The organism is Streptomyces sp. SAI-127, assembly GCF_029894425.1.
In the GTDB taxonomy this organism is placed as follows: Bacteria; Actinomycetota; Actinomycetes; order Streptomycetales; family Streptomycetaceae; genus Streptomyces.
This window is the reverse complement of record NZ_JARXYJ010000001.1, coordinates 3,369,978-3,393,494: the sequence shown is the minus strand read 5'-3', so window position 1 is coordinate 3,393,494 and position 23,517 is coordinate 3,369,978. Positions and strand designations below refer to the sequence as shown.

At 70.5% G+C, this 23,517-nt stretch carries 23 protein-coding genes, 5 tRNA genes and 1 pseudogene; 19 read left to right on the top strand and 10 right to left on the bottom strand.

Annotated elements, in window-relative coordinates; all coding sequences use genetic code 11:
- Nucleotides 1-66: 66 nt before the first annotated feature.
- Nucleotides 67-852: a fumarylacetoacetate hydrolase family protein gene (locus M2157_RS15345; RefSeq protein WP_057616450.1), complete on the top strand. Its 786-nt coding sequence runs from the start codon at nucleotides 67-69 to the stop codon at nucleotides 850-852.
- A complete protein-coding gene (gene gltX / locus M2157_RS15340; protein WP_280865506.1) occupies nucleotides 836-2,320 on the top strand; it encodes a glutamate--tRNA ligase in 1,485 nt (494 codons plus the stop codon). The genes M2157_RS15345 and gltX overlap by 17 nt, the downstream gene beginning before the upstream one ends.
- Nucleotides 2,321-2,378: 58 nt before the next feature.
- On the opposite strand, the gene M2157_RS15335 is transcribed toward gltX, so the two are convergent.
- Complete coding sequence (locus M2157_RS15335; protein ID WP_280865504.1) at nucleotides 2,379-2,663, bottom strand: hypothetical protein; 285 nt, start codon at nucleotides 2,661-2,663, stop codon at nucleotides 2,379-2,381.
- 96 nt (nucleotides 2,664-2,759) lie between these two features.
- Between M2157_RS15335 and M2157_RS15330 the strand changes: the two genes are divergently transcribed.
- From M2157_RS15330 to M2157_RS15305, 6 genes are all read left to right on the top strand, one after another.
- Entirely contained in the window at nucleotides 2,760-3,494 is a 735-nt protein-coding gene (locus M2157_RS15330; RefSeq protein WP_280865503.1) for an HAD family hydrolase, read from the top strand.
- Nucleotides 3,495-3,586: 92 nt separating this feature from the next.
- Nucleotides 3,587-3,658: transfer RNA gene (locus M2157_RS15325), tRNA-Gln, on the top strand.
- 42 nt (nucleotides 3,659-3,700) lie between these two features.
- Nucleotides 3,701-3,773, top strand: a tRNA-Glu gene (locus M2157_RS15320).
- A gap of 62 nt (nucleotides 3,774-3,835) precedes the next feature.
- Nucleotides 3,836-3,908, top strand: a tRNA-Glu gene (locus tag M2157_RS15315).
- A gap of 20 nt (nucleotides 3,909-3,928) precedes the next feature.
- Nucleotides 3,929-4,000 (top strand) — tRNA-Gln (locus M2157_RS15310).
- A gap of 28 nt (nucleotides 4,001-4,028) precedes the next feature.
- A tRNA-Glu gene (locus M2157_RS15305) sits at nucleotides 4,029-4,101 on the top strand.
- A gap of 51 nt (nucleotides 4,102-4,152) precedes the next feature.
- On the opposite strand, the gene M2157_RS15300 is transcribed toward M2157_RS15305, so the two are convergent.
- Nucleotides 4,153-4,797 carry a MerR family transcriptional regulator gene (locus M2157_RS15300; protein WP_280865502.1) on the bottom strand — a complete coding sequence of 215 codons (645 nt, stop codon included), beginning with the start codon at nucleotides 4,795-4,797 and terminating at the stop codon, nucleotides 4,153-4,155.
- 79 nt (nucleotides 4,798-4,876) lie between these two features.
- Between M2157_RS15300 and M2157_RS15295 the strand changes: the two are divergent.
- A pseudogene (locus M2157_RS15295) lies at nucleotides 4,877-5,303 on the top strand (DUF4188 domain-containing protein).
- Nucleotides 5,304-5,330: 27 nt separating this feature from the next.
- Here the strand turns inward: M2157_RS15295 and ndgR are convergent.
- Complete coding sequence (gene ndgR, locus M2157_RS15290) at nucleotides 5,331-6,047, bottom strand: IclR family transcriptional regulator NdgR (protein ID WP_007384919.1); 717 nt, start codon at nucleotides 6,045-6,047, stop codon at nucleotides 5,331-5,333.
- Between the two features lie 188 nt (nucleotides 6,048-6,235).
- Between ndgR and leuC the strand changes: the two genes are divergently transcribed.
- The 4 genes from leuC to M2157_RS15270 all read left to right on the top strand — a co-directional run bounded on the left by leuC (nucleotide 6,236) and on the right by M2157_RS15270 (nucleotide 9,567).
- Nucleotides 6,236-7,660, top strand: coding sequence for a 3-isopropylmalate dehydratase large subunit (gene leuC / locus M2157_RS15285; protein ID WP_266559217.1), 1,425 nt, complete (start codon nucleotides 6,236-6,238; stop codon nucleotides 7,658-7,660).
- 5 nt (nucleotides 7,661-7,665) lie between these two features.
- On the top strand, nucleotides 7,666-8,259 hold the full coding sequence (leuD, locus tag M2157_RS15280; RefSeq protein WP_280862395.1) for a 3-isopropylmalate dehydratase small subunit: 594 nt from the start codon (nucleotides 7,666-7,668) through the stop codon (nucleotides 8,257-8,259).
- A 298-nt stretch (nucleotides 8,260-8,557) separates the two neighbouring features.
- Nucleotides 8,558-8,788, top strand: a complete 231-nt coding sequence (locus M2157_RS15275; protein ID WP_007384922.1) for a hypothetical protein — start codon at nucleotides 8,558-8,560, stop codon at nucleotides 8,786-8,788.
- A 137-nt stretch (nucleotides 8,789-8,925) separates the two neighbouring features.
- Nucleotides 8,926-9,567 carry an HU family DNA-binding protein gene (locus M2157_RS15270; protein ID WP_266527473.1) on the top strand — a complete coding sequence of 214 codons (642 nt, stop codon included), beginning with the start codon at nucleotides 8,926-8,928 and terminating at the stop codon, nucleotides 9,565-9,567.
- A 71-nt stretch (nucleotides 9,568-9,638) separates the two neighbouring features.
- Here the strand turns inward: M2157_RS15270 and M2157_RS15265 are convergent, their stop codons facing one another.
- A complete protein-coding gene (locus M2157_RS15265; protein ID WP_266527476.1) occupies nucleotides 9,639-9,830 on the bottom strand; it encodes a hypothetical protein in 192 nt (63 codons plus the stop codon).
- A 9-nt stretch (nucleotides 9,831-9,839) separates the two neighbouring features.
- Nucleotides 9,840-10,478 (bottom strand): 2-phospho-L-lactate guanylyltransferase, encoded by a 639-nt coding sequence (gene cofC / locus M2157_RS15260; protein WP_280865497.1) that lies wholly within the window; start codon nucleotides 10,476-10,478, stop codon nucleotides 9,840-9,842.
- Nucleotides 10,479-10,634: 156 nt separating this feature from the next.
- Between cofC and M2157_RS15255 the strand changes: the two genes are divergently transcribed.
- From M2157_RS15255 to M2157_RS15245, 3 genes are all read left to right on the top strand, one after another.
- Nucleotides 10,635-11,399, top strand: coding sequence for a lysophospholipid acyltransferase family protein (locus M2157_RS15255; RefSeq protein WP_280862393.1), 765 nt, complete (start codon nucleotides 10,635-10,637; stop codon nucleotides 11,397-11,399).
- Nucleotides 11,396-12,406, top strand: a complete 1,011-nt coding sequence (locus M2157_RS15250) for an NAD(P)H-dependent glycerol-3-phosphate dehydrogenase (protein ID WP_280862392.1) — start codon at nucleotides 11,396-11,398, stop codon at nucleotides 12,404-12,406. The genes M2157_RS15255 and M2157_RS15250 overlap by 4 nt, the downstream gene beginning before the upstream one ends.
- Before the next feature lie 81 nt (nucleotides 12,407-12,487).
- A complete protein-coding gene (locus tag M2157_RS15245; RefSeq protein ID WP_280865495.1) occupies nucleotides 12,488-13,645 on the top strand; it encodes a D-alanine--D-alanine ligase family protein in 1,158 nt (385 codons plus the stop codon).
- Between the two features lie 11 nt (nucleotides 13,646-13,656).
- On the opposite strand, the gene M2157_RS15240 is transcribed toward M2157_RS15245, so the two are convergent.
- Together M2157_RS15240 and M2157_RS15235 are read right to left on the bottom strand one after the other, a co-directional pair.
- Entirely contained in the window at nucleotides 13,657-14,139 is a 483-nt protein-coding gene (locus M2157_RS15240; protein WP_280865493.1) for a DUF3515 domain-containing protein, read from the bottom strand.
- Between the two features lie 20 nt (nucleotides 14,140-14,159).
- On the bottom strand, nucleotides 14,160-14,393 hold the full coding sequence (locus tag M2157_RS15235; protein ID WP_020121007.1) for an Lrp/AsnC ligand binding domain-containing protein: 234 nt from the start codon (nucleotides 14,391-14,393) through the stop codon (nucleotides 14,160-14,162).
- Between the two features lie 215 nt (nucleotides 14,394-14,608).
- On the opposite strand from M2157_RS15235, the gene M2157_RS15230 reads away from it, so the two are divergent.
- Together M2157_RS15230 and thiD are read left to right on the top strand one after the other, a co-directional pair.
- Entirely contained in the window at nucleotides 14,609-15,577 is a 969-nt protein-coding gene (locus tag M2157_RS15230) for a thiamine-phosphate kinase (protein ID WP_059208497.1), read from the top strand.
- Nucleotides 15,574-16,371, top strand: a complete 798-nt coding sequence (thiD, locus tag M2157_RS15225; protein WP_280862389.1) for a bifunctional hydroxymethylpyrimidine kinase/phosphomethylpyrimidine kinase — start codon at nucleotides 15,574-15,576, stop codon at nucleotides 16,369-16,371. Before M2157_RS15230 ends, thiD begins: the two co-directional genes overlap by 4 nt.
- Nucleotides 16,372-16,473: 102 nt before the next feature.
- Here the strand turns inward: thiD and rpmB are convergent, their stop codons facing one another.
- Nucleotides 16,474-16,659 carry a 50S ribosomal protein L28 gene (rpmB, locus tag M2157_RS15220; RefSeq protein ID WP_069765393.1) on the bottom strand — a complete coding sequence of 62 codons (186 nt, stop codon included), beginning with the start codon at nucleotides 16,657-16,659 and terminating at the stop codon, nucleotides 16,474-16,476.
- A 259-nt stretch (nucleotides 16,660-16,918) separates the two neighbouring features.
- Between rpmB and M2157_RS15215 the strand changes: the two genes are divergently transcribed.
- On the top strand, nucleotides 16,919-18,598 hold the full coding sequence (locus M2157_RS15215) for a DAK2 domain-containing protein (RefSeq protein ID WP_280865492.1): 1,680 nt from the start codon (nucleotides 16,919-16,921) through the stop codon (nucleotides 18,596-18,598).
- 13 nt (nucleotides 18,599-18,611) lie between these two features.
- Here M2157_RS15215 and M2157_RS15210 read toward each other — a convergent pair whose 3' ends face one another.
- Together M2157_RS15210 and M2157_RS15205 are read right to left on the bottom strand one after the other, a co-directional pair.
- Nucleotides 18,612-21,569: a tetratricopeptide repeat protein gene (locus M2157_RS15210; protein ID WP_280865490.1), complete on the bottom strand. Its 2,958-nt coding sequence runs from the start codon at nucleotides 21,567-21,569 to the stop codon at nucleotides 18,612-18,614.
- Nucleotides 21,569-23,395, bottom strand: coding sequence for an HSP90 family protein (locus M2157_RS15205; protein ID WP_280865489.1), 1,827 nt, complete (start codon nucleotides 23,393-23,395; stop codon nucleotides 21,569-21,571). Before M2157_RS15205 ends, M2157_RS15210 begins: the two co-directional genes overlap by 1 nt.
- Nucleotides 23,396-23,517: the final 122 nt, after the last annotated feature.

The window sequence follows — 23,517 nt, the reverse complement described above, 5'->3', positions numbered from 1 at the left end:
ACCCCTCCCCGCGTTAGCCTGGAGCGTCAGACTCCAGCCGGCCGAGTAGAGGGGCGCCCAGATCCCGTGCGCATCGCCAGATTCTCCATCGACGGGAACGTCGCCTTCGGCGCGGTCGAGGGCGACAGGCCGGACGAGCTCGTCCTCGACATCATCAAGGGCATCCCGTTCGCGGACTTCGAGCTCTCCGGTACGAAGGTCCCGCTCAGCAAGGTCCGGCTGCTGCCCCCGGTGCTCCCCAACAAGGTCGTGGCGTACGGCCGTAACTACGCCGACCACGCGAAGGAACTCGGCAACGAGGTCCCGGACGTCCCCTTCGCCTTCTTCAAGCCCTCCACCTCGGTGATCGGCCCCGGCGACGAGATCCAGTACCCCTCCTTCTCGGCGGACGTCCACCACGAGGCCGAACTCGCCGTCGTCATCGGCCGTATGTGCCGCGAGGTGCCGCGCGAGCGCGTCAAGGACGTGATCTTCGGCTACACCTGCGCGAACGACATCACCGCCCGGGACGTCCAGAAGCGCGAGAAGCAGTGGGCGCGGGCCAAGGGCTTCGACACCTCCTGCCCGCTGGGCCCCTGGGTGGAGACGGACCTGGACCTGGAGACGGCCTCCGACCTGACGATCCAGCTCACCGTCAACGGCGAACAACGCCAGCTCGGCCGAACCAGCGAGATGATCCACCCGATCGAGGATCTGATCGTCAACATCTCCGAGGCCATGACGCTGCTCCCCGGCGACGTGATCCTCACGGGCACCCCGGCAGGCGTCGGGCCGCTCACCGTCGGCGACGAGGTCGCCGTCACCATCGAAGGCATCGGCACTCTCACCAACAAGGTTGTCAAGCGTGGCTAGCGCACCCGTCCGCGTACGTTTCTGCCCCTCGCCCACCGGTAACCCCCACGTGGGCCTGGTCCGCACCGCCCTGTTCAACTGGGCGTTCGCCCGGCACCACCAGGGCACGTTCGTCTTCCGCATCGAGGACACCGACGCGGCCCGCGACTCCGAGGAGTCCTACAACCAGCTGCTCGACTCGATGCGCTGGCTGGGCTTCGACTGGGACGAGGGCCCCGAGGTCGGCGGCCCGCACGCGCCGTACCGGCAGTCGCAGCGGATGGACCTCTACAAGGACGTCGCCGCCAAGCTCCTGGACGCCGGTCACGCGTACCACTGCTACTGCTCCCAGCAGGAGCTGGACACCCGCCGCGAGGCGGCTCGCGCGGCCGGCAAGCCGTCCGGCTACGACGGCCACTGCCGCGACCTGACCGACGAGCAGGTCTCCACGTATGTCGCCGAGGGCCGTACGCCCATCGTCCGCTTCCGTATGCCCGACGAGACGATCACCTTCACGGACCTGGTCCGCGGCGAGCTGACGTTCACCCCGGAGAACGTGCCGGACTACGGGATCGTACGAGCCAACGGGGCGCCCCTCTACACGCTCGTGAACCCGGTCGACGACGCGCTGATGGAGATCACGCACGTCCTGCGCGGCGAGGACCTGCTGTCCTCCACCCCGCGCCAGGTCGCCCTGTACAAGGCGCTGATCGAGCTGGGTGTGGCGAAGGCCGTGCCCGCCTTCGGGCACCTGCCGTACGTGATGGGCGAGGGCAACAAGAAGCTCTCCAAGCGTGACCCGCAGGCCTCGCTCAACCTCTACCGGGAGCGCGGCTTCCTGTCCGAGGGCCTGCTCAACTACCTGTCCCTGCTGGGCTGGTCGCTCTCGGCGGACAAGGACATCTTCACCACCGACGAGCTGGTCGCGGCCTTCGACATCGCGGACGTGAACCCCAACCCGGCGCGCTTCGACCTGAAGAAGTGCGAGGCGATCAACGCCGACCACATCCGTCTCCTGGACGTGAAGGACTTCACGGAGCGCTGCGCCCCGTGGCTGAAGGCGCCCTTCGCCCCCTGGTCCCCGGAGGACTTCGACGAGACGAAGTGGCAGGCGATCGCTCCGCACGCCCAGACCCGCCTCAAGGTCCTCTCCGAGATCACCGACAACGTCGACTTCCTGTTCCTGCCGGAGCCGGTCTTCGACGAGCCCTCGTGGACCAAGGCGATGAAGGAGGGCTCGGACGCCCTTCTGCGCACGGCCCGCGAGAAGCTGGAGTCCGCGGACTGGGCCTCGCCGGAGTCCCTCAAGGAGGCCGTGCTGGCCGCCGGCGAGACCCACGGCCTCAAGCTCGGCAAGGCCCAGGCCCCGGTCCGCGTGGCCGTCACCGGCCGCACGGTCGGCCTGCCCCTCTTCGAGTCCCTGGAGATCCTGGGCAAGGAGACGACGCTGGCCCGCATCGACGCGGCGCTGGCGAAGCTGACGGCATAACGCACGCACGCGCGAGGGGCGGCAACCGGCAACTCCGGCTGCCGCCCCTCGGCCGGTCTCAGACCGCGTCGCTCTCGTCGACCAGGTAGGCGCTCTCGTCGAAGAGTTCCAGCACCACGACGACCATGATCGCGCCGGCCACCATGTACTCCAGCATCACGCCGGGCGCCACATAGGCCTTGCGCAGGTGCTCATCGGGCCCGAGCTGCGCGGTCGACGTCTTGCGGAACGGGTCACGAGCCAGTATCCGCACGGCCTTGTCCAACTGGGCTCGACGCTCTCCGGGCAGAGCGTCGTACGTCGCCCGGGCCTCGACGGTGAACTGGACGCGGTACTCGGTCATGAGCCCAGTGTGCCAGTCCACCCCTCGCCGCTCGCCCGAGTCCTGAGGGGCCGCAATCGCCGGACGCGGCCCCGGACGCCGGGTTACCGTCGGATCATGAGCATTCGGGCCGTGGTCTGGGACGTGGACGACACCCTCTTCGACTACACGGGGGCCGACCGCATCGGAATGCGTCTGCATCTGACGGCCGAGGGGCTGCTGGAGGCGTACGAGAGCGTCGAGCAGGCCATCGTGCGGTGGCGGGCGGTCACCGACACCCAGTGGGCGCGGTTCTCGGCGGGGGAGGTCGACTTCCAGGGGCAGCGGCGGGACCGGGTGCGGGTGTTCCTGGGCGAGGAGCTGACCGACGCGGAGGCGGACGCCTGGTTCCAGCGGTACATCGCGCACTACGAGACCGCCTGGGCCCTCTTCCCCGACGTGCTGCCCGCCCTGGACGCCCTCGCCGCCAGTCACCGGCACGCGGTGCTCTCCAACTCCAGCATCCACGTCCAGGACCACAAGCTGCGCGTACTCGGCGTCCACGACCGCTTCGAGGTCATCCTGTGCGCCGCCGAACTGGGCGTCTCCAAGCCCGAGGCCGGAGCATTCCTCGCGGCCTGCGACGCCCTGGAGCTGGCCCCGCACCAGGTGGCGTACGTCGGCGACCACCCGGAGATCGACGGCAGGGGTGCCGCCGAGGCCGGACTGCTGTCGGTCTGGATCGACCGCGACGGCGGTGTGCACGCCCATGTCCCCACCCCCGCCGGACCTCGGCGCATCGCCTCGCTCGCCGAACTCCCCGCGATCCTCGGCGCGGATACCCGTTTTGGAGCCCCGTCCACCTTCGGGTAATGTTCTTCCTGCGCCGCCGGGGAGCGGGCCGAAAGGCCGGGATCCGGAGGAGCGAAACTAGAACAAGATCCCCGTAGGGGCTTGAGTTCCAGTGGCCTATGGTGTAATTGGCAGCACGACTGATTCTGGTTCAGTTAGTCTTGGTTCGAGTCCAGGTAGGCCAGCTCGCAGAGCTCATCTGCAAAGGCGGAGATCAATTCCGCGAAGCCCCCGTTGTGTAGCGGCCTAGCACGCTGCCCTCTCAAGGCAGTAGCGCCGGTTCGAATCCGGTCGGGGGTACAGATCCTTCCCGGAGGGTCAGTCAGGGTCGCACCCGCTGACGCTCATGCAGGATCGCTAGGGCCCCCGTTGTGTAGCGGCCTAGCACGCCGCCCTCTCAAGGCGGTAGCGCCGGTTCGAATCCGGTCGGGGGTACGATTTACTCTGAATCACCTTGGTCTATGGTGTAATTGGCAACACTACGGTTTCTGGTACCGTCATTCTTGGTTCGAGTCCAGGTAGACCAGCTCGGACCTGCGGAAACGCAGGCTCCACGCCCCCGTTGTGTAGCGGCCTAGCACGCCGCCCTCTCAAGGCGGTAGCGCCGGTTCGAATCCGGTCGGGGGTACGTAGAGGAAGGCCCTTCACTTCGGTGGAGGGCCTTCGCCGTGTCCGGGGCTCATTCGAAGCCGTACCGCCGCGTCGACTCCTCCTCCTGCGCCAGCCGGTGCAGCGACTGCAGCAGCGGCTCGTTGAGGATCGCCCCCAGCAGCGCGAACTCGACCCGCTCGGCCTCCGACGGGTGCGTCTCCAGGTTGTCCAGGTCGAGGACGGCTGTCCGGTGCATCAACTCGGCGTACGGCGCGAGCTGTTCGGCCCCCCAGTCGTAGCCGAGCCGGCGGAACGCGGCCACCGCCACCACCAGCGAGCGGTACGCGGGGGAGATGGTCGTGAGCTGCTTGGCGTTCTCCCAGCCGAGCCGGTCCAGGAGTGCGGTGACCTCCTGGTGCGCGGCCCGGACGTACTCGTCGTCCTCGTCGGGCTCAGGCACCTGCGGCAGTGCCCACAGCGCCGCGCCGAGACGGATCGAGCGGCCCAGGGAGTCGTCGTCCACATGTCCGAGCACCTCGCGCACCTTCGCCACCGGCACCCGGCCCACCTGGATCATCGCGCGCACCAGTCTCAGCCGCCGTAGATGCTCCTCGTCGTACTCGGCCGTCGTGGCGTTGATCTGGCGGCCCGGTGGCAACAGCCCTTCGCGCAGGTAGTACTTGATCGTCGCGGTGGACACACCGCTGTGCTCGCTGAGTTCGGCAAGCCGCATCTCGTGCACCCCCTCTCGGATACCGGCACTATCCAAACATGCCGCAGTCGGATAGTGCTGCTCGCCAACGAGGGGTCCCATGTTCGGGAAGAAGGTTGCCGCAGGCCGCACCACCGCGTCCGCGGAGAGGGACGTGGTCGTGGGTCCCGGTCTTCCTGGCCATGCCGCGGATGCTGCGGGAGCTGCAGAAGGCTCCGGAGCGGGGGCTGCGCTCGCATGTGCTGCTGACGGCCTCACCGCGGACGTACTACGTCGTCCAGTACTGGGAGTCGAAGGAGAAGGCGGGGAGGACACGGCAGCGCGTGGGGCTGTGGCACGAGGCGTACGTGGTGCCGGAGGGGTCCTGCGAGTCGATCTACGCGGACATGCCGGCGTTCGGACTCGCGGTGGCGCATGGGCAGGTGCCGGTCGCTGCGCGCGGGCGGTACGCGAAGGAACGCTTCGCCTACAGGTCCGGGGAGTCGGCGGACGCCTCCCCGTCGGTGCAAGACCTGCCGCGGCGTTGAGGCTGGTCTCGTTCCGACGGAGTCTGCTCAGCCCGTACGGCGCAGTGCCTCGGAGAGGCGGGCGGCGGCGTCGATGACCGCCTGGGCGTGCATGCGGCCCGGGTGGCGGGTCAGGCGCTCGATGGGGCCGGAGACCGAGACGGCGGCCACCACGCGGTTGGAGGGGCCGCGTACGGGCGCGGACACGGACGCGACACCCGGCTCACGCTCGCCGATGGACTGGGCCCAGCCGCGGCGTCGTACGCCCGACAGAGCCGTGGCCGTGAAGCGGGCGCCCTGGAGGCCGCGGTGCAGGCGCTCCGGCTCCTCCCAGGCCATCAGGATCTGGGCCGAGGAGCCCGCCTTCATGGTGAGCGTCGAGCCGACCGGGACCGTGTCCCTGAGACCCGACAGGCGCTCCGCCGCGGCGACGCAGATACGCATGTCGCCCTGGCGGCGGTAGAGCTGTGCGCTCTCGCCGGTGATGTCCCGCAGATGCGTGAGCACCGGGCCGGCCGTCGCGAGGAGGCGGTCCTCGCCGGCGGCCGCGGCCAGCTCGGCGAGGCGCGGGCCCAGAATGAAACGGCCCTGCATGTCGCGTGCCACCATGCGGTGGTGTTCCAGAGCCACGGCCAGCCGGTGGGCCGTGGGTCGTGCCAGTCCGGTCGCCGCGACCAAGCCCGCGAGGGTGGCCGGACCGGACTCCAGAGCGCTCAGGACAAGGGCTGCCTTGTCCAGAACGCCGACGCCGCTACTGTTGTCCATGAAACGATACTCACGTCTCACTCTGTGAAACGCAAGTTCCTTTTTTCGTGAGACGCGCAACCCTTGTAGACACAGCGGCCCGGTGACCGTACGGGCCGGGTGACGGGCGCCCGTGAACTGGGGCCGGGTGCCGTCTCCTCAAGATCTCTAGTTGGGCCGGTGGACGTTTGCCGGCCGGAGGGAAAGCGATGGGTAGGACACTCGCGGAGAAGGTCTGGGACGACCATGTCGTCCGGCGCGCCGAGGGCGAGCCCGACCTCCTCTTCATCGATCTGCACCTGCTGCACGAGGTGACCAGCCCGCAGGCCTTCGACGGTCTGCGCAAGAGCGGTCGCCAGGTGCGCCGGCTCGACCTGACCATCGCCACCGAGGACCACAACACCCCGACCCTCGACATCGACAAGCCGATCGCCGACCCGGTCTCGCGCGTCCAGCTGGAGACGCTGCGCAAGAACTGCGCCGACTTCGGGGTGCGTCTGCACCCGCTGGGCGACGTCGAGCAGGGCGTCGTGCACGTGGTGGGTCCGCAGCTCGGACTGACCCAGCCCGGCATGACCGTGGTCTGCGGCGACTCCCACACCTCCACGCACGGTGCCTTCGGCGGCCTGGCGTTCGGCATCGGCACCTCCCAGGTCGAGCACGTCCTGGCCACCCAGACGCTGCCGCTGGTCCGCCCCAAGACCATGGCCATCACGGTCGACGGCGAACTGCCCGACGGCGTCACCGCCAAGGACCTGATCCTGGCGATCATCGCCAGGATCGGCACCGGCGGCGGCCAGGGCTACGTCCTGGAGTACCGTGGCTCCGCCATCGAGAAGCTCTCGATGGAGGCCCGGATGACCATCTGCAACATGTCGATCGAGGCCGGCGCCCGCGCGGGCATGATCGCCCCCGACCAGACCACCTTCGACTACCTCGAGGGCCGCCCGCACGCGCCCAAGGGCGAGGACTGGGACGCGGCCGTCGCGTACTGGAAGACCCTGAAGACGGACGAGGACGCGGAGTTCGACGCCGAGGTCGTCATCAAGGCCGACGAGCTGGCACCGTTCGTCACCTGGGGCACCAACCCCGGTCAGGGTGCGCCGCTTTCGGCGGACGTCCCCGATCCTGCTTCGTACGAAGACGCTTCGGAGCGCCTCGCCGCCGAAAAGGCCCTGGAATACATGGGGTTGGAGGCCGGGCAGCCGCTGCGCTCCATCAAGGTGGACACCGTCTTCGTAGGTTCGTGCACCAACGGTCGTATCGAGGACCTGCGCGCCGCCGCCGAGCTCGTCAAGGGCCGCAAAGTCGCCGACGGCGTACGGATGCTGGTCGTCCCCGGCTCCGCGCGCGTGGGGCTGCAGGCCGTCTCCGAGGGCCTGGACGTCGTCTTCAAGGAGGCCGGCGCCGAATGGCGGCACGCGGGCTGCTCGATGTGTCTGGGCATGAACCCGGACCAGCTGGCCCCCGGTGAGCGCTCCGCGTCCACCTCCAACCGCAACTTCGAGGGCCGACAGGGCAAGGGCGGTCGTACGCACCTGGTGTCGCCGCAGGTCGCGGCCGCGACCGCCGTCCTTGGCCACCTGGCTTCGCCCGCCGACCTGTCCGACGCCCCTGTCGCCGCTGGAGTCTGAGAGTCATGGAAGCATTCACCACGCACACCGGCCGGGCCGTCCCGCTGCGCCGCTCCAACGTCGACACCGACCAGATCATCCCTGCTCACTGGCTCAAGAAGGTGACGCGGGACGGGTTCGAGGACGGACTGTTCGAGGCCTGGCGCAAGGACGAGAAATTCATCCTCAACCAGCCCGAGCGCAAGGGCGCCACGGTCCTGGTCGCCGGCCCCGACTTCGGCACCGGATCCTCCCGTGAGCACGCGGTGTGGGCGCTGCAGAACTACGGCTTCAAGGCCGTCATCTCCTCGCGCTTCGCCGACATCTTCCGCGGCAACTCGCTCAAGAACGGCCTGCTCACGGTGATCGTGGAGCAGAAGATCGTGGACGCGCTGCAGGAGCTCACCGAGAAGGACGCGACTGCTGAGGTCACTGTGGACCTTGAGGCCCGTGAGGTGCGTGCCGAGGGCATCACCGCCGCCTTCGAGCTCGACGAGAACGCCCGTTGGCGGCTGCTGAACGGCCTGGACGACATCTCCATCACCCTCCAGAACGAGGCCGACATCGCCGCGTACGAGGCCAAGCGGCCCTCGTACAAGCCGCGGACGCTGCAGAGCTGACCTCAGGGTCGGCCGGAGCACCCAAAACCCTCCTTCGGAGCAACTGAACAGGTCGAGTTTCGGCCACCTCAACACCCCCGCCGTACCCCCGATCAGCCCGATCGGGGGTACGGCCGTGTCTGCGCCCGGACGGCCTCGCGCGGTGCGACACGCCCGTTCAACTTCCCACGTTACGACGGGTGTTGTCGGGGTACGCGTCCCTTGTAGCCGTGGCTTCCGGATGTGCCCGGAAGGCCGTTTGAGGCGGCAGTTGCACCCCTAGCAGGCGACAACTCGCCCCAGATGGCACAATCTGTGCATGGAACACGACGGCCAACTCGAGCTCTATGCGGCAGTCGCGGACCAACTCAAGGAAGCGCACGCAAGGGTGCGCGCACTGCAAGTCCCGGAGGGCGTACGGATGGCGCTGACCCGGAAGCTGCTGGTCATTACGGCCGCGGCCAAGCACGACGTCGTCGAAGCGACAAGGCGTCTGGAGGGGTTCATGGCCGACCTCGACGCGGGTCGAATCCCGGAAGAGGAACGCTGAACAAGTCCAGAGCAGCCGAGTTCGTTGCGGCACAAGGGTGATAAGCCCGTTTCGTGTTTGATTTGCGGTATATATCTGCCTAACGTGCGAAAAAGCTTGAACACTTTCGTTCTGGCAATGTCTCCGAAGGGGAAGACGTGAACAAGGCGCAGCTCGTAGAAGCGATTGCCGACAAGGTGGGCGGCCGCCAGCAGGCCGCCGACGCGGTCGACGCGGTCCTGGACGCCATCGTCCGCGCGACGGTCGCGGGCGACCGGGTCTCGGTCACCGGCTTCGGTTCGTTCGAGAAGGTCGACCGGCCGGCCCGTTACGCCCGTAACCCCCAGACGGGCGAGCGGGTTCGGGTCAAGAAGACCTCCGTTCCGCGCTTCCGCGCGGGCCAGGGCTTCAAGGACCTGGTGAGCGGCACGAAGAAGCTCCCGAAGAACGACGTCGCGGTCAAGAAGGCGCCCAAGGGCAGCCTGACCGGCGGGGCTTCGGCCACGGTCAAGAAGGCGGCCGCGAAGAAGGCCACCGCCAAGACCGCCGCCGCGAAGAAGACCACCGCGAGGAAGACGACGGCCAAGAAGACGACGGCCACCGCGAAGAAGACCACGGCGAAGAAGGCGCCCGCCAAGAGCACGGCGACCGCCAAGACCACCGCCGCGAAGAAGACCACCGCCAAGAAGGCGACGGCCAAGAAGGCCCCGGCGAAGAAGGCGACCGCCAAGAAGGCCCCCGCCAGGAAGTCGACGTCTCGCACCACCACCGCCAAGAAGGCCACGGCCCGCAAGAGGTAAGGGCACAGGGCACTCACGCGACGGGCCGGACTCCGCATCGGAGTCCGGCCCGCGGCGTGTGCACAGGGGGTTCAGAAGGTCTGGAGGGTCACCAGGGTGACCTTGTCCCCGTCCATCTCGACGCGCACGCGCTGTCCGGGACGCAGCAGCCTCAGACCGCCCGCGTCGAACGCCGGTGCGTCGAAGGGGACCGGGGTGCCGTCGTCGAGAAGTACCTGCCCGCTGCGGCTTTCGGGGTCATACGTGTACGCGGTCGCCTGCATGGCCGCAGCCTACTGCCCGGGAATCAGCAACCGCGCGGCGGCGGCGGCCGTCCGGGGTCCCACCCCGAGGGCGAGCGCGGCCCGCAGGTCCTCGCCGGTGTCCACGTCCTGCCGTACGGAATCCACCTCGGTGAGGGGGAGTTCCGTCGCTCCCGAGGCGCGATGGCGTGCGCGGGAATCCAGCCCGAAGGCGGGGCGCAATTCCGCGTCTTCCCGGGCCGTCAGCAAAGTGGTGCCGATTGTCGCGGCGTCCGCGAGAAAAGCGCGCGGGAATTCCGCGGCGGCGTCGAGGACCCGGGCCAATTCCAGGGGCCGTAGCGCCGGAAGATCGGCGTTCAGGGCCGCGAGGGCGCTTTCGGGACGCGTGGACCGTACGACGGCAGCCGCATGCGACAGGGCCGCGTTCAGGCCGCCCCGTGGCTCGTCGGGGACGATCCGGGCGCCCAGGGCCGCCAGCTCGCGGCCCGCCAGGACGTCATCCGTGACGACCGCCACATCACCGACAGCGGGGCAGGCCAGCGCCGCCGCCACGGTGTCCTGGGCGAAGGCGAGGGCCAGCCCCGGGCGCACCCCGTCGTCGGCGGTGTCCGAGAGCCTGCTCTTGGCCCGCGCCAAGGGCTTCAACGGGATGACCAACGTCCACTGCACGAGTGTTCCGTCCTTCTCTTGTGGCGGCCATTGTCACTCAGTCGTCACGCCGGCCCATCTGGCGGTGTCGGTGGCGGGGCGTACGGTGTTCTCGACAGACCGGCGGCCTGGGGCGACACTTGTGCGGCCCCCCAGGCCCAAGAGGAAGGTGTCCGCGTGCCCCGCCGCAGAATCGGCTTCTGGTACCGCCTGGCAGCGGTGATCGCCAAACCGCCGCTCGTGGTTCTGATCAAGCGGGACTGGCGCGGAATGGAGCATATTCCGGCCGACGGCGGATTTATCACCGCGGTCAACCACAATTCGCACATCGATCCCTTCGCGTACGCGCACTTCCAGTACAACACCGGCCGCGTCCCGCGATTCCTCGCGAAGAGCGGTCTTTTCAACAAGGGATTCATCGGCGCCATGATGCGCGGCACGGGGCAGATTCCCGTCTACCGCGAGACCACGGACGCGCTCAGTGCCTTCAGGGCCGCCATCGAGGCCGTGGAACGCGGCGAATGCGTCGCGTTCTACCCCGAGGGCACCATCACCCGGGACCCCGACCAGTGGCCCATGATCGGCAAGACCGGTGCCGCGCGGGTAGCCCTCCAGACCAAGTGCCCGGTGATTCCCGTGGCGCAGTGGGGCGCCAACGAACTGCTGCCGCCGTACGCGAAGAAGCTCCACGTGTTTCCGCGCAAGACCTCGCAGGTCCTCGCGGGGCCGCCCGTGGACCTGTCGCCGTTCTACGGCAAGGAGATGACCCCGGACCTCCTGAAGGAGGCCACCGAGGTCATCATGGCCGCCGTCACCGCCCAGCTGGAGCTGATCCGCGGCGAGAAGGCACCCGAGACGGCGTACGACCCGCGCCGCGAGCGGATCGAGCAGCGGCGCCGGACCCAGGCCCAGAACGGTCACGAGGGGGAGAAGAGCAAGTGAGCAAGCCCGTCAAGGCGGCCGTCTTCGGTACCGGTTCATGGGGCACCGCGTTCGGCATGGTGCTCGCCGACGCGGGGTGCGAGGTCACCCTGTGGGCGCGGCGTCCCGAACTCGCGGAAGCCGTCAACTCCACGCGGACGAACCCGGACTACCTCCCCGGCGTCGAACTCCCGGAGAACCTCCGGGCCACGTCGGACGCCGCGGAGGCCGCGCGCGACGCGGAGTTGACCGTCCTCGCGATCCCCTCGCAGACCCTGCGCGCCAACCTCGCCGAGTGGACCCCCCTGCTCGCGCCCGACACCGTCCTCGTCTCCCTCATGAAGGGCGTCGAGCTCGGCTCCGCCATGCGGATGAGCGAGGTGATCGAGGACGTCGCGAAGGTCGGCGCCGACCGCATCGCCGTGGTCACCGGACCCAACCTCGCGCGGGAGATCGCCGCCCGGATGCCGGCCGCCGCCGTGGTCGCCTGCACCGACGAGGCGGTCGCCCAGCGGCTCCAGTCCTCCTGCCACACGCCGTACTTCCGCCCGTACACCAACACCGACGTGGTGGGCTGCGAACTCGGCGGCGCCGTGAAGAACGTCATCGGCCTCGCCGTCGGCATCGCGGACGGCATGGGCCTCGGTGACAACGCCAAGGGCTCGCTGATCACGCGCGGTCTCGCGGAGACGACCCGGCTCGGACTCGCCATGGGCGCCGACCCGCTGACGTTCTCCGGACTCGCCGGTCTCGGCGACCTGGTGGCGACCTGCTCCTCGCCGCTGTCGCGCAACCACACCTTCGGCACCAACCTCGGCAAGGGCATGACCCTCCAGGAGACCATCGAGGTCACCAAGCAGACCGCGGAGGGCGTCAAGTCCTGTGAGTCCGTGCTGGATCTGGCCCGCAGGCACGGCGTCGACATGCCGATCACCGAGACCGTCGTCGGCATCGTGCACGAGGGCAAGGCCCCGGTGGTCGCCGTCAAGGAGCTGATGTCGCGCAGCGCGAAACCCGAGCGACACTGAGCTACGACCGCGTTTTTGCCTCGTTCGCCGCAGGGGCGCACGCTGTATCGGGGCACTACCAACGGGTACTCTCAACGCGATATGAGCACCGAGAACCTCCCCCAGAGCCCTCAGCAGCCGCCTCGCAAGCCGCGCGTGGCCGTCGTGTTCGGCGGGCGCAGCTCCGAACACGGGATCTCCGTGGTCACCGCCGGCGCCGTACTGCGGGCCATCGACCGGACCAAGTACGACGTCCTGCCGATCGGTATCACCCGGGACGGCCGTTGGGCGCTCACCGCCGACGAACCGGAACGCATGGCGATCACCGAGCGCCGTACGCCGAGTGTCGAGGAACTCGCCGAGTCGAGCGAGGGCGGCGTGGTGCTCCCCGTCGACCCCGCGAACCGTGAAGTCGTCTACAGCGAGCCGGGATCGGTGCCCAAAGCGCTCGGTGAGGTCGACGTCGTCTTCCCCGTCCTGCACGGCCCCTACGGCGAGGACGGCACCCTGCAGGGCCTCCTGGAGCTCTCCGGCGTCCCGTACGTCGGCTCCGGTGTGCTCGCCTCGGCCGTCGGCCAGGACAAGGAGTACATGAAGCGGGTGTTCACCTCCTTCGGGCTCGAGGTCGGCCCGTACGTGGTGATCAGGCCGCGCGAGTGGGAGCGGGACGAGTCCGCGGCCCGCAAGAAGATCGTCGACTTCGCGGGCGAACACGGCTGGCCGCTGTTCGTGAAGCCCGCGCGCGCGGGCTCGTCGATCGGCATCACCAAGGTCGACGACCTGTCCGGCCTGGACGAGGCGATCGCCGAGGCACAGAGCCACGACCCGAAGATCCTGGTGGAAGCGGCGCTGCGGGGCCGCGAGATCGAGTGCGGTGTCCTGGAGTTCGAGGACGGCCCGCGCGCGTCGGTCCCGGCCGAGATCCCCCCGCCGCAGGAGCACGCGTACTACGACTTCGAGGCGAAGTACATCGACTCGACCCCGGGCATCGTGCCGGCGCCGCTCACGCCCGAGGAGACGGCCGAGGTCCAGAAGCTCGCGGTCGACGCCTTCGACGCGGCCTCCTGCGAGGGCCTGGTCCGCGCGGACTTCTTCCTCACCGAGGACGGCGACTTCGTGATCAACGAGATCAACACGCTTCCGGGCTTCACGCCGATCTCGATGTACCCGCAGATGTGGGAGAAGAGCGGGATCAGTTACCCGGAGCTGGTGGACAGGCTGATCGAGGCGGCGCTGCGCCGGTCGACGGGGCTTCGTTAGCCGGTCGGCGACTAGTCGGCGATCCCCTCGGGGATCGCCTTCTTCACGGCGGACGCCAGGTCCACCAGCGGTCCCATGCCGTCGCCGGTGCGGTCCTCGGGGATCGTCACCTCGACGTACGCCTTCCGCAAGGTCGTGGTGAAGCGGAACGACCCGTCGTCCTGCTTCTCCAGCAGCCAGCCGACCCCGTTCACCTCGACCCCGTCGGCCTCCGGATCGTCCATCTTCGAGGGCCGCTCGACACCGCACCGCAGTATGATCGCCGGGTCACCCCAGCCCGCGGTCAGCGCGGACGCGGGCTCGGGATCCCGACGGTCCTGGTCGTCGACCTTGGACGGCAGTACCCGGTCCAGTTCTCGGCAGAGCTTCGTGACGCCCGCCCCCGGCGAGGGAACCGCCGCCGACGCGCTGTCGTCTGCGGAGGAGCAGCCCGCGACCGTGATCAGCAGGGCGAACGCGGGCAGACCGAGAGGCCGGTGACGGAAGAAGTTCACCGGCCAAGGGTAGACGGGGGCTACAGATGGACGACCGGGCAGGTCAGGGTACGGGTGATGCCATCCACCTGCTGGACCTTGGCGACCACCAGGCGGCCCAGGTCGTCCACGGTGTCGGCTTGTGCACGGACGATCACGTCATACGGTCCTGTCACGTCCTCGGCCTGGATGACTCCAGGAATCTTGCTGATCGTCTCGGCGACGGTCGACGCTTTGCCGACCTCCGTCTGGATCAGGATGTACGCCTGTACCACGGAACCTCCAGGGCGGCCACGAGGATCATGTGGGGAAAAGGAACGCCACGGTATCGCGTCGCCGCTCGTCGCGGGGAGACCCGCGGGGGCGTGGACGCATGTGCCGGGGTGCGGAGACGACGAACACCGAAGAAGCTGACGGTCCCCTCGACCGTATCGAGGACACTGATGACGCGCGACCGGGCACGGCACGGCACAGAAGGGGCGTAAGGGCAATGAAGGGCACTGTTGGTGAGCTCGGCGAGTTCGGGCTCATCAGGGAGCTCACCTCCCGTCTCACCACCACCCCGGCGGTCCGGGTGGGTCCCGGCGACGACGCCGCGGTGGTCGCCGCCCCCGACCGCAGGGTCGTGGCGAGCACCGACATCCTTCTGGAGGGCCGGCACTTCCGCCGCGACTGGTCCACGGCCTACGACGTCGGCCGCAAGGCGGCCGCGCAGAACCTCGCGGACATCGCCGCCATGGGTGCCGTGCCGACCGCGCTGCTGCTCGGCCTGGTCGTGCCCGCCGAACTCCCCGTCACCTGGGCCTCGGAGCTCATGGACGGTCTGCGCGACGAGTGCCAGGTCGCGGGCGCGTCGGTGGTCGGCGGGGACGTCGTACGGGGAGACACGATCATGGTCTCCATCACCGCCCTCGGCGATCTGCGGGGCCAGGAGCCGGTGACCCGGGCCGGCGCCCAGCCCGGTGACCTCGTCGCGGTGACCGGCTGGCTGGGCTGGTCCGCGGCCGGATACGCGGTGCTCTCCCGCGGCTTCCGCTCGCCGCGCGCGTTCGTGGAGGCGCACCGGCGCCCCGAGCCGCCGTACCACGCGGGCCCGGCCGCCGCGGCGCTCGGCGCGACCGCGATGTGCGACGTGAGCGACGGGCTGATCGCCGACCTCGGACACATCGCCGAGGCCAGCAAGGTCCGCATCGACATCCGTTCCGGCGCGATCGACATCCCCACCCAGATGAACGACATCGGGCAGGCCGTCGGTGTCGACCCCATGCAGTGGGTGCTGAGCGGGGGAGAGGACCACGCGATCGTGGCGACCTTCTCGCCGGACGTGAAGCTCCCGGCCCGCTGGAAGGTGATCGGCGAGGTCCTCAACCCCTCGGCCCTGCCCCAGGTGACGGTCGACGGGGCGCCCTGGACGAGCAAGGGCGGCTGGGACCACTTCGGCGGGGACATCGAGTCGTGAAGCCCCTGGTGCTCACGGTGGCCGGCTCCGACTCCGGCGGAGGCGCCGGGATCCAGGCCGACCTGAAGACCATGCTCGCGCTCGGCGTGCACGGCATGAGTGTCGTCACGGCCGTCACCGCGCAGAACTCCCTTGGCGTACAGGGTGCCTGGGAGCTGCCGGTCGAGGCGGTGCGGGCCCAGTACCGCAGTGTCGTGGACGACATCGGCGTCCAGGCCGTGAAGACCGGGATGCTCGCCTCGGCCGAACTCGTCGAGGCGGTGGCCGAGTTGCTCGGAGCCACGGACGCCCCGGCCGTGGTCGACCCGGTCGGCGTCTCCAAGCACGGGGACCCGCTGCTGGCCTCGTCCGCCCTGGAGTCCGTACGCACGAAGCTGCTCCCGGTCGCCACCGTCGCCACCCCGAACCTCGACGAGGTGGCACAGCTCACCGGCGTCCGGGTCGATTCGGAGTCCCGTATGCGAGAAGCCGCCGAGGCGGTCCTGTCGTACGGACCGACGTGGGTGCTCATCAAGGGCGGCCATCTGACCGGCGACGCCGTCGACCTGCTCACCGACGGCCGTGAGGAGCACTGGCTGCGCGCGCCCCGCTACGACAACCGGCACACGCACGGAACGGGCTGCACCCTGGCCTCCGCGATCGCCTCGCAGCTCGCGAAGGGACAGTCCGTGCCGGAGGCGGTGGCGGCCGCCAAGGAGTACGTCACCGGGGCGATCGCCGCCGGCTTCGCTCTCGGCGACGGGATCGGTCCCGTGGATCATGGATGGCGGTTCCGCCGGTACGAGGGCGCCTAGTACGTGGACGCGTAGTGCGTGGACACGGCAAAAAGCCGGCCCACCTCTCGGTGGACCGGCTCAGTGCAGCGAACCAGCAGTGGCCGCGCGCTTAGCTGTGCGTCAGCGCGAGACCTTGCCGGCCTTGATGCACGAGGTGCAAGCGTTCACGCGCTTCGGCGTCCCGCCGACCACGATACGGCGTCGCTGGATGTTCGGGTTCCAGCGACGGGACGTACGGCGGTGCGAAAACGAGATGTTGTTGCCGAAGCCCGGCCCCTTGCCGCAGACGTCGCAGTTGGCAGCCACGGGTCACTCCAAAGACTTCAGATGCACTTACGGTCGGATCCCGGCAAGCCGAAGGATCGAGATCGTAGGATCAGAGATCTGAGTGGCACTGCCAGGGGGAATGGCCCGATCGGGATCGGGCAACCGGAGCAGCATACAACGACTGCGCCAGTAGAACGAAACTACCATGGCTGACCAGGCACTCGCTCCCGGCCCTCTTCCGGTGGACACCCGTCCGGGGTCTACGCTGCGTCCAGTCCAGCAGCCCGAGGAGGCGCAGGTGGCACACGTGCCGCAGACATTCTTCGATGCTCTCGCGGTGCGCACCTGGTGCGGTCTCGCGCTGCGGGCGCTGGGCCGGGCGCGCGAGGAGATCGACGCGATCAACGTCTACCCCGTCGCCGACGGGGACACCGGCACGAACCTGTATCTGACGGCGGAATCCGCGGCCGCGGCCGTCGAAGCCGTGTTCGAGGGTCACGACGCCCATGGCTCGGGGAAACCTGCACTGGCCGACGCCGCGCGCGCGATGGCGCACGGAGCCCTCATAGGCGCCCGCGGCAACTCGGGCACGATCCTCGCCCAGCTGCTGCGGGGCATGGCCCAGGTGCTGGCCGCCGACGGTGAGACGGCTCACACGGACGGCGAGGGACTCCGGCTCGCCCTGCGGCACGCGGCCGACTCCGCCCGCCAGGCCGTGGCCCACCCGGTCGAGGGCACGGTCCTCACGGTCGCCTCGGCCGCCGCCGACGCCGCCGGGGCAGCGGAGGGCGACTGCGGAACGGTCGCCCGGGCCGCCTACGACGGCGCGCGCACCGCCCTCGCCGCGACACCCGGTCAGCTGGCCGTCCTGGAACGGGCCGGCGTGGTGGACGCCGGCGGGCGAGGACTGGTGGCGGTGCTGGGGGCGCTGGTGGAGACGTTCACGGGGGAGGCGCCCAGGGCGGTACCGGTGATGAGCACGTCCTCGGAAGCAGGCTCCGCCGAAGTCTCCGCGGACGCCCCCGACGAGTGCGCCGACGCCCTGGGCACCGGCGGCCCCGCCTTCGAGGTGATCTACCTCCTGGAGGCCGGCGACACGGCCGTCGCGCGGCTGCGGGAGCGGCTCGACAGGCTCGGGGACTCGCTCGTGGTGGTCGGCGGCGACGGCCTGTGGAACGTCCATGTGCACGTCGACGACGCCGGCGCCGCCGTGGAGGCGGGCATCGAGGCCGGGCGGCCGTACCGGATCCGCATCACGCACTTCGGACTCGGTGACGTGCACACCACCGGCGGCGAACGGCAGCCCCGCGAGCGCGCCCAGCGGGCCGTCGTCGCCGTCGTGCCCGGCGAGGGCCTGGCCGGTCTGTACACCGAGGCCGGCGCGACCACCGTCCTCGCCCGCCCCGGGGAGCCGCCCGCGAGCGGGGAGCTCGTGGAGGCCGTACGGCGTGCCCACGCGCGCGAGGTCGTGCTGCTGCCCAATGACGCCGACCTGCGCCACACCGCGGCCGCCGCGGCCGAGCAGGCTCGCGCGGAGGGCATCCGCGTCGCGCTGATCCCCACGCGCTCCGCGGTCCAGGGCATCGCGGCGCTCGCCGTGCACGAGCCGGAGCGCCGGTTCGACGAGGACGTCGTGCAGATGACCTCGGCGGCCGGCGCGACCCGCTACGCCGAGGTCGCCGTCGCCGAACGCCAGTCCTGGACCATGGCCGGCATCTGCCAGGCCGGTGACGTCCTCGGCCTCATCGACGGGGACGTGGCCGTGATCGGCTCGGACGTCACCGTCACGGCCGAGACCGTCCTCGACCGCATGCTCTCGGCCGGAGGCGAACTGGTCACCCTCGTCCTCGGCGACGAGGCCCCCGAGGCGGTCGCCGACCACCTGGAGACGCGCGTACGGGAGTCGTACCTCGCCGTCGACACCGTGGTGTACCGGGGCGGACGGCAGGGAGCCGTGCTGCTCATCGGGGTCGAATAGCACCCCTGGGCGATCAGCCCTCCTGCTCCTCCATGAGCCCCAGCATCTGCTCGGCCTCGGCCCGCCGGGTCCGTGCCGTCTCGTCGTCACGAGCCTCGCCGGAGCCGTCCGTGCCGCCATAGGCGTCGAGCACCGCACGCGCGCGTGCCGCCGCCTCCGCCGGCCGGCTCAGGTCCGCCGCCAGCCAGCCCGCCGCGAGCTCGGCACCGGTCCGGGCGTCCAGGGCGTCGTCCCCGAGCGAGGCGAACACCACGATCGCCTCCACCACCTGGGCCAGCGACTCCTCCAGCACCGCCCGGATCGAGTCGTCCTCGGCGTCCTCGGGCACGGAACGGGCCAGCAGGTCCCCGAACTGCCGGTGAGTGTGCCCGAGTTCGCCGACCAACCGCTGCCACGCCTCCTCCTCGGCCTGCGTCTCACCCAGCGCGATCTCGCACTCCCGGACCGCCTCCGTCATCAGCTCCCGTGCCGCGTCCGCCCCGTCCTCGGCACGCAGCGCGAGCCACGCGCGGGCGCGCACGGAACGGATCAGCCCGTGGACATTGCCGAGGTCACGCCACAGGCCGCCCGCGCGCGCGTACGCCCGGTCCGCCTCGGCGGGCAGACCCGCGGCCCCGAGGGACTCGGCGGCGAGGTGGGCGAGCGTCGCGTGGTCGTGCTGCTCGGGCCAGTGCCGGGCGATCTCGGCGGCCTGCAGACGCCGTTCGGCCGCCTCCCGGTGCTCGCCCAGCTCGCTCAGACAGTCACCGAGCCACCACTGCGTCTGTACGACCGCCCCGTCGCCGTGCGTCTCGGCGCTCAGGTCGGGCAGCGCCGACTCCAGCACCTCGGCGGCCTCGGCCCACCGGCCCTGCCGCAGCAGGAACCCGCCCAGCTGGTGCCGGGCCAGGGCCCCCAGCGTCGGTCCCTCGCCGGCCTCGTCGGCCCAGTGAGCGGCCTCAAGGGCGTGCTCGGCCGCCTCCTCGTCGAGCCCCCGGCCGCCGACGACCTCGGCGAGCTGGAGATGCAGCTGGGCCCGCCCGATCGCCTCCAGTTGCGGACCGCCGTGCTCCAGGGCCGCCCGCAGCGCCCGCTCGCTCCCCGCCGGATCGCCCAGGTGGTGCAGGAGCCCGGCCAGCCGGGCCTCGTACTCCACCGCGAACCACGGCAGCCCCGCCTCCACGAACCCGGCCGCGGCCCACGTGAACAGCTCGGCGGCCGCCTCCACGTCCCCGACCCGCGAGGCCAGCTCCGCCAGCATCGCCTGCGCCTCGGCGACCCGCGCGGCGAGCCGCACGTCGTCCCCGGTCCGTCCCTCGACGAGGGCGAGCACCTCCCGCACGGCCTGCTCCGCCTCCGAGAGGACCGCGTCCTCCTCGGCCTCGTGCACCCGCCGCATCAGGATGCGCGCCCGTGACATCAGCACCGACGCCGTCTGCCGTACGCCCGTGTCGTCCACGGAGTAGAGCGCGAGGACCTCGTCGTACAGCCCGGCGACCACGGTGAGCGCCTCGTCCACCTCGCCCGCCAGCGCACGTATGTAGGCGGCACGCGCGCGTGCCGCGAGCGACTCGCCGGGATCGCCCGCCTCCGTGTACAACGCGGCGGCCCGCTCGAACAGTTCGGTTCCCTCGGGACCCAGGTCCATCGCCTCGTGGTCGGCGATCTCCGCCCGGTCGCGCGGGTCCAGCTCGACGCCCCGCGCGGCCCGCGCGACGGCGGCCCACGCCTCGACGGCGTTCGGCTGGAGGGTGTCCGACAGCCGCCGTGCCTCGGCGATCAGCGCGGGCAGACCGGGCTCCTGGTCAGCCACCGGGACCGGTGGCGCGACCACGGCAGCGGCGGCCGTCCGAACCGCCCGCACTCCCAGCGGCAGCCGTTCCACCAGCGGGCGCTGAGCCATGCGCGCGCGTGCCCGCTCGCTGACATGGGCCGTGCCGTTGCGCTCGTCGAAGCGGGCGGCCAGCGCGAGGGCCTCCGCGCGCGCGTGGGCGGCGAGTTCGGCCGCGGTCCAGGACCGGCCCGCGGGTCCCGGCACCGGCCGGTCACCCAGGCCCAGCTCGGTCAGCCGGTCCATGAGCAGAGCCACCACGGCCGTGAAGTCCAGCCTGCTGCGCGGATGACCGTCGTCCGTGAAGTACGCGGGACGCTCCGCGAGCAGCTCCAGACCGCGCGCCTCGTTGCCGCTGAGGGCGCAGAACTCGACATGGTCCGCGTAGGCGCTGCGCATGCTCTCCATGGACCGCACCAGCCGGAAGCCCCGCAGATGGTTGGCGCGCGCCTCGTCGAGGCGGCCCAGCCGCAGCAGCGGCGTCAGCGAGGAGGCGAGGACCGCGTGCGGCTCGTGGGCGCAGGTGAACTCGCCCTCCAGAACCGGCGCCCACAGCTCGAGCGCCTCCTCGTCCCGCCCGCGCTGCGACTGCCACCAGCCCTGCTCGTGCAGCTCGCAGGCGTGACAGTCCGCCATGGCGTCCCGGTCGGCGGCCAGCCACGCGGCATACGCGCGCTCGGCCCGCGCCAGGTCCCCGACATGCGCGGCCACGCTGTACTCGGCGCTGCGCACGGCCCGTTCGGAGTGCCCGGCCAGCCGGTAGCGGTGCTCCATCTCGCCGAGCCACTTCTCCATGGCGGCGAGCGGGATGTGCGGCTGGTCGAGCATGCCGGTCGTCATCCACTTGAAGACCCAGTGCAGGGAGTGCGCCTCGTACTCGTCGAAGTCCTCGGGCCGCTCGTCCCACATGCGCAGCAGCCGCGCGAAGGGGACGAACATCTTGGCCTTCTCGGAGCTGTAGTTGTAGACCTTCAGCTGGTGTCCGAGCGCCTCGATCACCGCGAGCGGGATGTTCAGCTTCTCGGCCTCGGCGAGCAGCTGCTCCGCGCGCGCGTTGCGGGCGGGCCCCTCCGGCTCCTCGGCGTTCTCCGCCATCGCCCGGCGCAGCGCGTCGAAGCCCGTGACCCCGTGGTTGCCGTCCATCCCGTCGCTCCCGCTCATCACGGGTCCTCCTCGCCGTTCGTGGCCCACTCCAGCAGGCCCATGAAGGCCCGGTTCAGCAAGGCCGAGTCCGCGGGCCTGAGCGGGCGCTGGGCCATCAGCAGGGCCTGCCCGTACAGGGACTCGGTGGCGGTGCCGATCAGTTCCGGATCGCCGAGCGAACCGATCCGCCGTACCAGCGGGTTGAGATGGTTCAGCACGAGACGCGCGCGTGGGGCGCTGCCGCGCAGCGAGCCGAGGATGCCCGCCCACAGGTCGTCGGCCCGGTCCTCGGCCTCGGCCCGGGCCTGCTCGTGCCGGGCGTCCCGGTCGTCCAGGTGCAGCGCGGGCACGGACAGCGGCCGGAACGCACGCAGGACCACGTCGCAGCCCAGCGGATCGAGCCTGGCCCGCGCGGCAGCCAGGAAACCGGCGAGCGCCAGCTCCTCGGCCGGGTCGACCAGGTCCATGTGGGCGGTGACGGTGTCCGCGTCCAGCTCGGAGACGACCGTTCCCGGCCGCACCGAGGGCAGTGCCTCGACCAGGTCGCTGTCGTACGTGTAACCGCCGTTGACCACCCCGACGCCCTGCGCGGAGGCGATCGGCGCGACCTGCCGGTACTCCTCGACGGTCCGCGTGAAGTGCACCACCGGGTGCCGCCGCGCGAACTCCTCCAGCGACAGCCGCCCGTCGGTCGTCTCGAACGGCAGCCACGGCAGCATCGTGCGCAGCATGTCCGTGTCGTGCCGCGCGAGCGACTTCACGCCCAGGTGGTGCACGGACAGGAAGGCCGCGAGCCGTTCCGGATCCCCGGCGGCGAGGCCCGTCAGCCAGGACCGGATCCTTTCCCCGAGCGCCTCCCGTACGGCGGCCAGCGTCTCGTCCTCGTACAGCGACTCGCGCGAGGCCGTAGGGCGCAGACTGTCGGTGTCCAGGACGCAGCGCACGAAGAACGCCCAGTCCGGCAGCAGCTGTTCGGCCCGCTCGGTCAGCAACATGCCCTTGAGATGGACGCGGTGAGTCGCCCGCTGGGCGGGGCTGACCGCCGACGGAAGGACGTAGGCCACGCCCCGGATCCCGGCGAGCGGCACGTTCAGCTCGATCGAGTCCAGTGGGGTGAAGCCGAACAGCTCGTGACAGTGCCGGGCCAGCGCCACCCTGCGGGTGGCGGGGGAGGGGTAGGGCCGGTCCCAGGGGGCGGGCAGGTCGGTGACCGCCTCGTCGCCGACCCGGACGTCGTACGGCAGCAGGGAACCGAAGTCCCGCGCGAGCCGGAGGACCCGCTCCGGCGTGAGCCACTCGCCGGCGCCCGCCCGCGCGACCAGGTGCACGGTGGTCCCCGGCTCCGGACGCGCGTCGGACGGCAGCGTCCGCACCCGGTACGAACCGTCGTCGCTCGCCGTCCACTCCACGGGCGGGGCGTCCGGCGTACGGGCGCTGCGGCTGACCACCCGGATCCGCTCGGCGACGACGAAACAGGCGAGCAGACCGATGCCGAACTGGCCGAGGAAGTCGGAGCGGACCTCCTGAAGTCCCTCGGCCCGCTTGGAACTGCGCCCGATCGTGGCCAGCAGGCTGTGCACGTCCGCCTCGGTGAGCCCGACCCCGGAGTCCTCGACCCTCAGGGCGCCGTTCTCGGCGTACAACCGCACTCGGGCCGGGGCGTCCGGCTGTTCGGCCCGCCGGGCCGTGATCGCGTCCACCGCGTTCTGGAGCAGTTCGCGGAGATAGACCTTGGGGCTGGAGTAGAGGTGATGGGAGAGGAGGTCCACCAGACCGCGCAGGTCGACCTGGAACGTATGAGGTTGCTGAGGTACCTGGGGTGTCTGTGAGGTCTGGGAATCCATCGTCGCGGCGCCGGTGGGAGGAACGTTCGCGCGGCGCGGGGTCGGGCGGTCCCGGGTGGGGCGGGGATCCGCGGGGATGGCCGGAGCGCGCCATCCTAAGTCCCCAACCAGCCGTCTGACCA

Excerpts from the sequence above, each read along its gene's own strand:
- M2157_RS15335 (WP_280865504.1), bottom strand. The coding sequence starts at position 2,663 with ATGACCGAGTACCGCGTCCAGTTCACCGTCGAGGCCCGGGCGACGTAC.
- M2157_RS15330 (WP_280865503.1), top strand. The coding sequence starts at position 2,760 with ATGAGCATTCGGGCCGTGGTCTGGGACGTGGACGACACCCTCTTCGAC.
- M2157_RS15300 (WP_280865502.1), bottom strand. The coding sequence starts at position 4,797 with ATGCGGCTTGCCGAACTCAGCGAGCACAGCGGTGTGTCCACCGCGACG.
- ndgR (WP_007384919.1), bottom strand. The coding sequence starts at position 6,047 with ATGGACAACAGTAGCGGCGTCGGCGTTCTGGACAAGGCAGCCCTTGTC.
- leuC (WP_266559217.1), top strand. The coding sequence starts at position 6,236 with ATGGGTAGGACACTCGCGGAGAAGGTCTGGGACGACCATGTCGTCCGG.
- leuD (WP_280862395.1), top strand. The coding sequence starts at position 7,666 with ATGGAAGCATTCACCACGCACACCGGCCGGGCCGTCCCGCTGCGCCGC.
- M2157_RS15275 (WP_007384922.1), top strand. The coding sequence starts at position 8,558 with ATGGAACACGACGGCCAACTCGAGCTCTATGCGGCAGTCGCGGACCAA.
- M2157_RS15265 (WP_266527476.1), bottom strand. The coding sequence starts at position 9,830 with ATGCAGGCGACCGCGTACACGTATGACCCCGAAAGCCGCAGCGGGCAG.
- M2157_RS15245 (WP_280865495.1), top strand. The coding sequence starts at position 12,488 with ATGAGCACCGAGAACCTCCCCCAGAGCCCTCAGCAGCCGCCTCGCAAG.
- M2157_RS15230 (WP_059208497.1), top strand. The coding sequence starts at position 14,609 with ATGAAGGGCACTGTTGGTGAGCTCGGCGAGTTCGGGCTCATCAGGGAG.
- M2157_RS15210 (WP_280865490.1), bottom strand. The coding sequence starts at position 21,569 with ATGAGCGGGAGCGACGGGATGGACGGCAACCACGGGGTCACGGGCTTC.
- M2157_RS15205 (WP_280865489.1), bottom strand. The coding sequence starts at position 23,395 with ATGGATTCCCAGACCTCACAGACACCCCAGGTACCTCAGCAACCTCAT.